The sequence below is a fragment of the Kitasatospora sp. NEAU-69 genome (genome assembly GCF_057158765.1).
On record NZ_JBWXUE010000051.1, the window covers coordinates 1 to 11323 of the forward strand.

General features: G+C 70.6%; 9 protein-coding genes. All 9 read right to left on the reverse strand.

Annotated elements, in window-relative coordinates; translation table 11 throughout:
- Window positions 1-302: 302 nt before the first annotated feature.
- The gene (locus AC060L_RS34890; RefSeq protein ID WP_483802995.1) at window positions 303-1988 is read right to left on the reverse strand and encodes a ribonuclease J; all 1686 of its coding nucleotides are present in this window, start codon (window positions 1986-1988) and stop codon (window positions 303-305) included.
- A gap of 207 nt (window positions 1989-2195) precedes the next feature.
- A complete protein-coding gene (dapA, locus tag AC060L_RS34895; protein WP_483802996.1) occupies window positions 2196-3095 on the reverse strand; it encodes a 4-hydroxy-tetrahydrodipicolinate synthase in 900 nt (299 codons plus the stop codon).
- 228 nt (window positions 3096-3323) lie between these two features.
- Window positions 3324-4070, reverse strand: coding sequence for an FAD-dependent thymidylate synthase (gene thyX / locus AC060L_RS34900; RefSeq protein ID WP_483802997.1), 747 nt, complete (start codon window positions 4068-4070; stop codon window positions 3324-3326).
- A complete protein-coding gene (locus AC060L_RS34905) occupies window positions 4067-4507 on the reverse strand; it encodes a hypothetical protein (protein ID WP_483802998.1) in 441 nt (146 codons plus the stop codon). Before AC060L_RS34905 ends, thyX begins: the two co-directional genes overlap by 4 nt.
- Window positions 4507-5268, reverse strand: coding sequence for a 4-hydroxy-tetrahydrodipicolinate reductase (gene dapB, locus AC060L_RS34910; RefSeq protein WP_483802999.1), 762 nt, complete (start codon window positions 5266-5268; stop codon window positions 4507-4509). The genes AC060L_RS34905 and dapB overlap by 1 nt, the downstream gene beginning before the upstream one ends.
- An 8-nt stretch (window positions 5269-5276) precedes the next feature.
- A complete protein-coding gene (locus AC060L_RS34915; RefSeq protein ID WP_483803000.1) occupies window positions 5277-6629 on the reverse strand; it encodes a M16 family metallopeptidase in 1353 nt (450 codons plus the stop codon).
- Between the two features lie 81 nt (window positions 6630-6710).
- On the reverse strand, window positions 6711-8918 hold the full coding sequence (locus AC060L_RS34920) for a polyribonucleotide nucleotidyltransferase (RefSeq protein ID WP_483803001.1): 2208 nt from the start codon (window positions 8916-8918) through the stop codon (window positions 6711-6713).
- 411 nt (window positions 8919-9329) lie between these two features.
- On the reverse strand, window positions 9330-9620 hold the full coding sequence (gene rpsO / locus AC060L_RS34925) for a 30S ribosomal protein S15 (protein WP_184935315.1): 291 nt from the start codon (window positions 9618-9620) through the stop codon (window positions 9330-9332).
- 78 nt (window positions 9621-9698) lie between these two features.
- Entirely contained in the window at window positions 9699-11174 is a 1476-nt protein-coding gene (gene eccD, locus AC060L_RS34930) for a type VII secretion integral membrane protein EccD (RefSeq protein ID WP_483803002.1), read from the reverse strand.
- Between the last annotated feature and the right edge of the window lie 149 nt (window positions 11175-11323).

An 11323-nucleotide genomic window follows, 5' to 3' on the forward strand; every position in this document is an offset into this window, starting at 1 on the left:
ACGCTGTTGAGTTCTCAAGGAACGGAGACTTCCTTCGAGCTGCTCTCGCAGTCCCTCCGGGCCTTTCGTTCTTTCGTGTTTCAAGCTTATCAGATGTTTCCCGCGCCGTTTCCGGCTTCGAATTTCATTCCGATTTGCTTTCGCCTTTCGGCGCTCCCGAACTCTAGCAGAGTTTCTCGACCCGTTTTCCCCGCTCGAATCGGAATTCGAAACGGAGCCGCGCGGTCGGCGGGGCAACCCGGAGAACATTACGCACCGGGCTGCCCCGCGTCAAATCAAGCCATCGGGAGCGACGGCTGTGGTCAGACCTCGACCACGACCGGCAGGATCATCGGCCGGCGACGGTAGTTGTCCGCCACCCACTTGCCGATGGTCCGCCGCACCAGCTGCTGCACCTGGCGCACCTCCAGCACGCCGTTGTCGGCGGACTTACGCAGCGCCTCCTCCAGCTTCTGGACGACCGGGCCGAAGGCGTTGTCGTCGATGCCGGAGCCGCGCGCCTGGATGGTCGGGCCGCTGACGATCTTCCCGCTGCTGGAGTCCACCACGACGAAGACCGAGATGAAGCCCTCCTCGCCGAGGATCCGGCGGTCCTTCAGGGAGGACTCGGTGATGTCGCCGACCGAGGAGCCGTCGACGTACACGTACCCGGCCTGCACCTTGCCGACGATCTTCGCGACGCCGTCGACCAGGTCGACCACGACGCCGTCCTCGGCGATCACCGTGCGGTTCTTCGGGACACCGGTCTTGATGCCGAGGTCCGCGCAGGCCCGCAGGTGGCGCCACTCGCCGTGCACCGGCATCAGGTTCTTCGGCCGGCAGATGTTGAAGAAGTAGAGCAGCTCGCCGGCCGAGGCGTGGCCGGAGACGTGCACCTTGGCGTTGCCCTTGTGCACGACGTTGGCGCCCCAGCGGGTCAGGCCGTTGATCACCCGGTAGATCGCGGTCTCGTTGCCGGGGATCAGCGAGGAGGCCAGGATCACGGTGTCGCCCTCGACGATCCGGATCTGGTGGTCGCGGTTGGCCATCCGGGACAGCGCGGCCATCGGCTCGCCCTGCGAACCGGTGCAGACCAGCACGACCTCCTTGTCCGGCAGGTCGTCGAGCTGCTTCACGTCGACGATCAGGTTGCCCGGGACCTTCAGGTAGCCGAGGTCGCGGGCGATGCCCATGTTGCGGACCATCGAGCGGCCGACGAAGGCGACCTTGCGCTTGTACTCGTGCGCGGCGTCCAGCACCTGCTGGATGCGGTGCACGTGGCTGGCGAAGGAGGCGACGATGATCCGCTTGTCGGCGTTCGCGAAGACGTTGCGCAGCGCGGCGGAGATGTCCCGCTCGTGCGGGATGAAGCCGGGGACCTCGGCGTTGGTGGAGTCCACCAGCAGCAGGTCCATGCCCTCCTCGGCCAGCTTGGCGAAGGCCGGCAGGTCGGTCAGCCGACCGTCCAGCGGCAGCTGGTCCATCTTGAAGTCACCGGTGGCCACGACCATGCCGGCCGGGGTGCGCACGGCGACCGCGAGGGCGTCCGGGATCGAGTGGTTGACCGCGATGAACTCGCAGTTGAACGGGCCGATCTGCTCCCGCTCACCCTCGGCGACCTCCAGCACGTACGGCCGGATCCGGTGCTCGGCGAGCTTGGCCTCGATCAGCGCGAGGGTCAGCTTCGAGCCGATCAGCGGGATGTCCGGGTTCTCCCGGAGCAGGTACGGGACGGCGCCGATGTGGTCCTCGTGGCCGTGGGTCAGGATGATGCCGTCGACCTTGTCGAGGCGGTCCCGGATCGAGGAGAAGTCCGGCAGGATCAGGTCGATGCCGGGCTGCTCGTCCTCGGGGAAGAGCACGCCGCAGTCGATGATGAGCAGCCGGCCGGCGTGCTCCAGCACCGTCATGTTGCGGCCGATCTCCCCGAGGCCGCCGAGCGGGGTGATCCGGATCGCGTTCGGCGCGAGCGCGGGGGGTGCGCCGAGTTCGGGATGGGGGTGGCTCAAAAGACTCTCCTTCACGCCGCACGCCATATGCCCGGGGTTCCGTCCCCTGCCGACATATGGCGCGCGGCTTCGCTGGCTACCTATCTGTACGGTCCGCCCGTCGCCGAGCGGTTGGTCGCTGTGCACCGCGCCGTTCGTCCCGGTCCGGCGGCGGGTCCCAGCGGCGGCTGGGGCCCGGCGATCCGGGGGCGCGCACGTTCGTTTCTGCTACAGGTGTACCCCGCCGGCGGCGAGATCCTCCTTCAATCGGGCGATCTCCTCGGCCGTGGCGTCGACCAGCGGCAGCCGGACCGGACCGGCGGGACGGCCGCTCAGGTTCAGCGCCGCCTTGGTGAGGATCACGCCCTGGGTGCGGAACATTCCGCTGAAGACCGGGAGCAGGCTCTGGTGGATCTCGGTGGCGCGGGCCACCTCGCCCGCGGTGTGCGCCTCGATCATCTCGCGCAGCCGGCCGGCCACCAGGTGGGCGACCACGCTGACCGTGCCGACGGCACCGACCGAGAGCAGTGGCAGGTTCAGGATGTCGTCGCCGGAGTACCAGGCCAGGCCCGAGCGGGCGATCGCCCAGGAGGCGGCGCCGAGGTCACCCTTGGCGTCCTTGTTCGCCACGATCCGCGGGTGCTCGCCGAGCCGGACCAGCGTCTCGTGGCTCAGGGCCACGCCGCTGCGCCCGGGGATGTCGTAGAGCATCACCGGCAGGCCGGTGGCGTCGGCGATCGCGGTGTTGTGCCGGTACAGGCCCTCCTGCGGGGGCTTGCTGTAGTACGGCGTCACGACCAGCAGCCCGTGCGCTCCGGCGGCCTCGGCCTGCCGGGCGAGCTCGACGCTGTGCCGGGTGTCGTTGGTGCCGACCCCCGCCAGCACGTGGGCGCGGTCCCCGACCGCCTCCACCACGGCCTGGACGAGCTGCGCCTTCTCGGCGTCGGTGGTGGTGGGCGACTCGCCGGTGGTGCCGTTCAGGACGAGACCGTCGTTGCCGGAGTCGACGAGGTGGGCGGCCAGGCGCTGGGCGCCGTCGAGGTCGAGGCCGCCGTCGGCGGTGAACGGGGTCACCATCGCGGTCAGGACCCGGCCGAAGGGCGCGTGAGGGGTGGAGATCGGAGCCATGGGTCCAAAAATACTCGTAGCCGATGAGGAGGCCGTGGGTCCGGTCCAGTGTTCGGACGGAATGGCCGCTGACCGGGGGACAGAAACCGGACAAATCATAGAATTCCGGTGCTACCTGCTCGGGGGTTCAAGCAGCACCGGAATCCGTGTTCTGAGCCTAGGGAGCGCTCTGAACCGTCGCAATCCAGACATGCCGGGGCAATGCGCCCATATGCCTATCTGCCCAGGTCAGGGTGCGACCCGGCCGTGCTCGTTGAAGGCCGCATGGGTGAGCGGCATCAGCTGGGCCCACTGGGCCTCCATCTGCTCCGCGACCATCTCGATCTCGCGCTGCGGGAAGCTCGGCACCTTCGCCCGCTCGTCCTTGGTGCGCAGCGAGAGGAAGTGCATCAGCGAGCGGGCGTTGCAGGTGGCGTACATCGAGGAGAAGAGACCGACCGGCAGCACCGCGCGGGCGACCTCGCGGGCCACACCGGCGGCCAGCATCTCCTGGTAGCGGCGGTAGGCGTCGAGGTAGGACGCCTGCATCGCCTCGGTCACCGTCTTGTGCTGCTCGGGCGTGCCCTCGTGGAACTCGTACTTGCCCGGGCGGCCGACCTGGACCAGCTTGCGGTCCTCGCCCGGCACGTAGAAGACCGGCTGGAGCTCGCGGTAGCGACCGCTCTCCTCGTTGTACGACCAGCCGCTGCGGTGCCGGTGGAACTCGCGGAAGACGAAGATCGGCGCGCTGATGAAGAAGGTCATCGAGTTGTGCTCGAACGGCGTGCCGTGCCGGTCCCGCATCAGGAAGTTGATCAGGCCCTTGGACTTCGCCGGGTCCTGCTGGAGCGCCTCCAGCGACTGCTCGCCGGCCGTGGAGACCCGGGCCGCCCAGAGCACGTCGGTGTCGGTGGCGGCGCTGCGGACCAGCTCGACCGTCACGTCGGAACGGAACGTGGGGGTGGCCGCTGCTTCGGCGGTCACGGAGTCGGTCACGGGTTGCTCCTCAACTTGATGGCGTGGTGCATGGTCTTGCGGGCCCGCGGCGTGTCGCCGGCGTCCGCGTAGGCGACGGCGAGGCGGAACCAGACCCGCCAGTCGGCCGGTTCGGCCTCCGCCTCGGCGCGCCGCTTGGCGAAGACCTCGTCGGCCGAGGCGCGGTCGATCCGCCCGCCGGAGGTGCGCTTCAGCTCGTCCACCGGCAGGCCGCCCTCGGCCTCCAGCTCGCGGGACATCGCCTCGGTGGTCCGCCCGAACCGGATGGTCTGGCGCAGGAACCAGATCCCGATGCCCGGGATGATGAACGCGCAGATGCCGATCCCGATGCCGAACGGCTTTCCGGTGGCGATGAGTTGGACGCCCTCGCCGATGCAGACCAGGGCGACCAGGAAGAGCACCCCGGCGAGGATGAAGAAGCCGGTGCGGGAGGTCATCACAGGTCCAGGAAGTGCTCGAGGCCGAAGGTGAGCCCCGGCGTCTGCACCACGCGGCGCACGCCGAGCAGGATGCCCGGCATGAAGCAGCTGTGGTGCAGCGAGTCGTGACGGATCGTCAGCGTCTCGCCGGTGTCACCGAAGAGCACCTCCTGGTGCGCCAGCAGGCCGCGCAGCCGCACGGCGTGCACCGGCACGCCGTCCACGTCGGCGCCGCGGGCACCGGGCAGCTCGTGCGTGGTCGGGTCCGACTGCCGGGGCAGGCCGGCCGCGTCCCGGGCCGCCGCGATCAGCTGGGCGGTGCGGGTCGCGGTCCCCGACGGGGCGTCGGCCTTGCGGTTGTGGTGCAGCTCGACGACCTCGACGGACTCGAAGTACTTGGCGGCCTGCTGGGCGAACTGCATGGTGAGCACGGCGCCGATGGAGAAGTTCGGCGCGATCAGGCAACCGACCGGTCCGGTGGTCGTCCCGGGCGCGGCGGCCAGCCAGCCGGTCAGCAGCTCCAGCCGCTCGGGCGTCCAGCCGGTGGTGCCGACCACCGTGTGGATGCCGTTCGCCGTGCAGTACTCCAGGTTGCGCAGCACCGAGTCGGGGTGGGTCAGTTCGACGGCCACCTGGGCGCCGCTCTTCACCAGGGTCTCCAGCTCGGAGTCCCGGCCGAGCGCTGCGACCAGCTCCAGGTCCGGAGCGGCCTCGACCGCCTTGACGGCCTCCGAGCCGATCCGGCCGGTGGCGCCGATGACGGCTACACGCAGAGTCATAGCGTTCCTTACTTCAAGAAGTCCACGAGCTTGGCGGCCCGCTTGTCGGCGATCGGCCCGATCAGCGCGAGCGAGGGCCGGTTCGCGCCGAGCACGTCCCGGGCCACCGCGTGCACGTCCTCCAGCGTGACGCTCGCGATCCTGGCCAGCATCTCGTCCACCGAGAGGTGGTGGCCGTAGCTCAGCTCGGCCTTGCCGATCCGGTTCATCAGCGAGCCGGTGTCCTCCATGCCGAGCACGGTGGAGCCGGAGATCTGGCCGATCGCGCGGCGCAGCTCCTCCTCGGTGATGCCGTCCGCGACGACCTTGTCGAGCTCCTCGCGGCAGATCCGCAGCACCTCCTCGACCCGCTTCGGCTGGCAGCCGGCGTAGATGCCGAACAGGCCGCTGTCCGCGTAGGAGGAGGAGTAGGAGTACACCGAGTAGGCCAGGCCGCGCTTCTCCCGGACCTCCTGGAAGAGCCGCGAGCTCATCCCGCCGCCGAGCGCGGCGTTCAGCACGCCCATCGCCCAGCGCCGCTCGTCGTGCCGGGGCACGCCCGGGACGCCGAGCACCAGGTGGGCCTGCTCGGTCGGCCGGTTCAGCACCTCCAGGTGACCGGCGGTGCGCACCGCCTTGACGCCACGACGGGCCTCGGCGGGCGCCGCGTCCGACTTGGCGAGCAGCGGCGCGAAGGCTGCCTCGACCTGCCGCACGACCGCCTTGTGGTCCAGGTTGCCGGCCGCGGCCACCACCAGGTGCTCGGGCTTGTAGCGGCGCCGGAAGAAACCGGCGATCTGGTCGCGGGTCAGGCCCTTGACCGTCTCCTGGGTGCCCAGGATCGGCCGGCCGAGCGGCGAGGAGCCGTAGATCACCTTGGCGAACAGGTCGTGCACCACGTCGCCCGGGTCGTCCTCGGCCATCGCCATCTCCTCGAGGATGACGCCGCGCTCGGCCTCCACGTCCTCGGGGCGGATCAGCGAACCGGTGAGCATGTCGCAGACCACGTCGATGGCCAGCGGCAGGTCGAGGTCCAGCACCCGCGCGTAGTAGCAGGTGTTCTCCTTCGCGGTGAAGGCGTTCATCTCACCGCCGACCGCGTCCAGGGCCGCCGAGATCTCCAGCGCGCTGCGCCGCTCGGTGCCCTTGAAGAGCAGGTGCTCCAGGTAGTGCGTCGCGCCGTTCAGCACCGGGGTCTCGTCCCGGGAGCCGACGCCGACCCAGATGCCGAAGGTCGCGGAGCGCACCGTCGGCAGGGTCTCGGTGACGACCCGCAGGCCGCCGGGAAGGACGGTGCGCCGCACAACGCCGGCGCCGTCCACGCCCTTGAGCAGAGTGCGAGTGGTACCGGGGCGCTGCTTCGCCGCCGAGGCCTGGGCCACGAAAGTTCCTCTCAACGAACAACAGGGTGCGGCCCGTACGCCGCGAGGGCGTACGGGCCGCTGGAGACTACCGCGGGCGCGTCACTCCGACGCGGCCTCGCCACCCTCTTCGTCCTCGACGACCGGGATCAGCGAGAGCTTGCCGCGCGGGTCGATCTCGGCGATCTCGACCTGCACCTTGGCGCCGACGGCCAGCACGTCCTCGACGTTCTCCACGCGCTTGCCACCGGCGAGCTTGCGGATCTGCGAGATGTGCAGCAGGCCGTCCTTGCCCGGCATCAGCGAAACGAACGCGCCGAACGTCGTGGTCTTCACCACGGTGCCCAGGTAGCGCTCGCCGACCTCCGGCATGGTCGGGTTGGCGATCTGGTTGATCGTCGTACGGGCAGCCTCCGCCGAGGGACCGTCGACCGCACCGATGTAGATGGTGCCGTCGTCCTCGATGGTGATGTCCGCGCCGGTGTCCTCCTGGATCTGGTTGATCATCTTGCCCTTCGGGCCGATGACCTCACCGATCTTGTCCACCGGGATCTTGATGGTGATGATGCGCGGCGCGTTCGGCGACATCTCGTCGGGCGCGTCGATGGCCTCGTTCATCACATCGAGGATGTGCAGACGGGCGTCCTTGGCCTGCTTGAGGGCAGCCGCGAGGACGGAGGCCGGGATGCCGTTCAGCTTGGTGTCCAGCTGGAGGGCGGTGATGAAGTTGCGGGTACCGGCGACCTTGAAGTCCATGTCGCCGTACGCGTCCTCGGCGCCCAGGATGTCGGTCAGCGCGACGTAGTGCGTCTCACCGTCGATCTCCTGCGAGATCAGGCCCATGGCGATACCGGCGACGGCGGCCTTCAGCGGCACACCGGCGTTCAGCAGCGACATGGTCGAGGCGCAGACCGAGCCCATCGAGGTGGAGCCGTTGGAGCCCAGCGCCTCGGAGACCTGACGGATCGCGTAGGGGAACTCCTCGCGGGTCGGCAGGACCGGGATCAGCGCGCGCTCGGCGAGCGCGCCGTGGCCGATCTCGCGGCGCTTGGGCGAACCCACGCGGCCGGTCTCGCCGACCGAGTACGGCGGGAAGTTGTAGTTGTGCATGTAGCGGCGACGCGTCTCCGGGGAGAGCGTGTCCAGCTGCTGCTCCATGCGGAGCATGTTCAGCGTGGTGACACCCAGGATCTGGGTCTCGCCGCGCTCGAACAGCGCCGAGCCGTGCACCCGCGGGATCGCCTCGACCTCGGCGGCCAGCGTGCGGATGTCGGTGACACCGCGGCCGTCGATGCGGACCTTGTCCTTGATGACGCGCTCGCGCACGATCTTCTTGGTCAGCGCGTTGTAGGCGGCGCTGATCTCCTTCTCGCGGCCCTCGAACTCCGGGAGCAGCTTCTCGGCGGCGACCGCCTTGACGCGGTCCAGCTCGTTCTGGCGCTCCTGCTTGCCGGCGATGGTCAGCGCCTTGGCCAGCTCGTCCTTGACGGCGGCGGTCAGCGCGGCCAGCACGTCGTCCTGGTAGTCCAGGAAGACCGGGAACTCGCCGGTCGGCTTGGCGGCCTGGGCGGCGAGGCGGGACTGCGCGTCGCACAGCACCTTGATGAACGGCTTGGCGGCGTCCAGACCGGAGGCGACGACCTCCTCGGACGGCGCCTCGGCGCCACCCGCGACCAGCTTGATGGTCTTGTCGGTGGCCTCGGCCTCGACCATCATGATCGCGACGTCGCCGTCCGGCAGCACCCGGCCGGCCACGACCATGTCGAAGACGGCGTCCTCGAGCTCGCTGTGGGTCGGGAAGGCCACCCACTGGCCCTTGATCAGCGCGACGCGGACGCCACCGATCGGGCCGGAGAACGGCAGGCCGGCCAGCTGGGTCGAGGCGGAGGCGGCGTTGATCGCGACCACGTCGTACAGGTGGTCGGGGTTGAGCGCCATGACCGTGACGACGACCTGGATCTCGTTGCGCAGGCCCTTGACGAAGGACGGGCGCAGCGGGCGGTCGATCAGGCGGCAGGTCAGGATGGCGTCCTCGGAGGGGCGGCCCTCACGACGGAAGAACGAGCCGGGGATCCGGCCCGCGGCGTACATCCGCTCCTCGACGTCCACCGTCAGCGGGAAGAAGTCGAAGTGCTCCTTCGGCTGCTTGGAGGCGCTGGTGGCCGACAGCACCATGGTGTCGTCGTCCAGGTAGGCCACGGCGGAGCCGGCGGCCTGACGGGCCAGGCGGCCGGTCTCGAAGCGGATGGTACGGGTGCCGAAGGAACCGTTGTCGATCACGGCCTCGGCGTAGAACACGTTCTCTTCCACCTGGAAGATCTCCTCTTTCGTACGTCTCCGGGAGAGCGCCCCCGCGCTTGCCTGCCGGTGGCCCTGACCTGCCGGGCCGGTCTTCGATCGAAGCCCCCGGGCCATCCCGCTTCGGTCTGCGGGAATCCCGGCGGCCACTACCGAGGACCGGCGCCTCTCGGCTGCCAGACCTCGCGGCGGTGGGCGTCTGGACGCTCTCCTGGATGCGGGCGGCTTCCGTTTGAAGCCTGCGGCCCGCTTTGGGGTCATGCGTGCTGCTCGGGTGGGGCGCGTCGTCCGCGCCACTTCCCGGCATGCCCACAACCCTACGGTGCGAATCTCGGCCACCTCGGGAGGCGGACCGGAAATTCTGGGGGGTGGTACGCGCGAGGGGCGGCTCCCCGGTGTGGGGAGCCGCCCCGAGCGGCGGTCTTAGCGGGCGCCACCGGCGGCACCGCGGCGGATGCCCAGGCGGTCAACGAGCGTACGGAAGCGCTCGATGTCCTTCTTGGCCAGGTACTGCAGCAGACGGCGGCGCTGACCGACCAGGATCAGCAGGCCACGACGGCTGTGGTGGTCGTGCTTGTGGAACTTGAGGTGCTCGGTCAGGTCCGAGATACGGCGCGACAGCATCGCGACCTGGACCTCGGGGGAGCCCGTGTCGCCCTCCTTCTGGCCGAACTCGGCGAAGATCTGCTTCTTGACGGCGGCGTCGAGGGCCACTGCAACTCCTTCAGGGTGACCGAGCGATCCTGGTCTACGTCACAGGCTCGAAAAGACTCGGCAGCCCCAGGGTACCAGTCAGCTGGTGGCGCCCCGCACCCGGGCATAGACGTCGAGTACCGCGAGGGCCAGCGGCACCAGCGAGAGAAGCAGCAGGCCGTCCAGCATATCGAGCAGTCGGCCCCAGAACGGCGAGACGCCCAGGCGCGGGACGAGCAGCGCGATCGCGGTCAGCAGCGCCGCGCCGAGCGCGATCGCACCGGCCAGCCAGAGCGTGTGCAGGTCCGCCGCGCTGCCGCCGGCCGGCAGCGGCGGGCGGGACCCCGTCGACAGGCCGAGAACGAGCAGGGCCAGGCCGAGCAGTCCGGCCGCGGTCAGGCTGAGCACCTGCGCGGTGCGCCGGAACAGCCGGGCCCGCAGCATGGTCGCCAAGCCCAGCGCCAGCGCGAGCAGCTGCGGCAGCGCCCGTCCGGTGGAGCCGAGCACCGCGCACGCCACGACCGGGACCGCGGCCGCGCCGCCGACCAGGCCGGCCAGCAGCTCGTGCCCGCGCCTGACCTGGAGCGCGATCCGCTCATAGGGCACGGCCGGCGGCACGGCCGGCGCACCGCCACCGGCCGCATCGCCGCCGGTCATGCGGGTGCGGCTCTGGCTCTGAATCTGGCCGGGCGCGGTGAAGCCAACCGGCAGCCGGGCGAAGCGGGCCGCGAGGGCCGGCAGGAAACCCACCGCGGCGACCGCGCAGACGCCGGCGACGGCGGCGATCCGGTCGGGCGCGGTGCCCGGCATCAGCACCGCGACGAACGCGGCCAGCGTGCCGGCGCCGCCCAGGAAGGCGGCGGCGACGAAGACCGAGTCGCGCTCCGGCAGTAGCCCGGCCAGCAGCACCGCAACCACCAGCACGCTCGTGCAGCCGACCAGCAGCTGCAGCCGGCCCGGCCCGTCACCGGGGTGGCCGACCGCCAGGATCCCGCTGCCCGCGATCAGCGCGTGCGGCAGCGCACCGGCGCCGAGCGTGAGCGCGGCGCCGTGGTCCGCGTACACCCGGGCCCGCACGGCCGCGAGGGCGATCAGCAGCACGGCGGCCACGCCGCTGAGCAGTCCGGGCAGGCCGTGCATGTCGTGGCGCGGGCCGGCGGACCAGAGCGCGAAGCCGAGCAGCACGAGGAGCAGCCCGGCGCCGGCCAGGCCGAAGACGCGGGTGGGCTCCGGGCCCCAGAACCGGCGGTCGGCCGCGACCGCCCCGGCGATCGCGTCGGCGACGTCGTCGTGGACGGCCGGCGGCAGCGACTCGGCGAACGGGCGCAGGCTCAGCAGGTCGCCGTCGCGCACCTGCTGGGCGTGGAGTGGCAGGCCGCCGTCCAGCACCGTGCCGTCCCGGCGGACCAGGTGGAAGCCGGTCGGCGCGCCGGCCGCCTGGGTCAGGCCGGAGAGCCGCAGCACCTCGGGATAGATGTCGGCGAGCGGGACGTCCTCCGGCAGCGCGACGTCGATCCGGCTGCCGGGTGCCGTGACGGTGACGCGGCAGAAGCCGGTCGTCGTGTCCCCGTGCACCGGCGTCCCCCTCGCTTCGCGGCCGCGCGCGGGTCCGCGCGGATCTGGCGCTGCGTCACCTTACCGCCCGTGCACGGACGGTGGCGCGGTGCGGCCCCCAGATCGATAGGATCGACGACTGCGCGGAGCTGCCGGGGTCGAGGACGGAC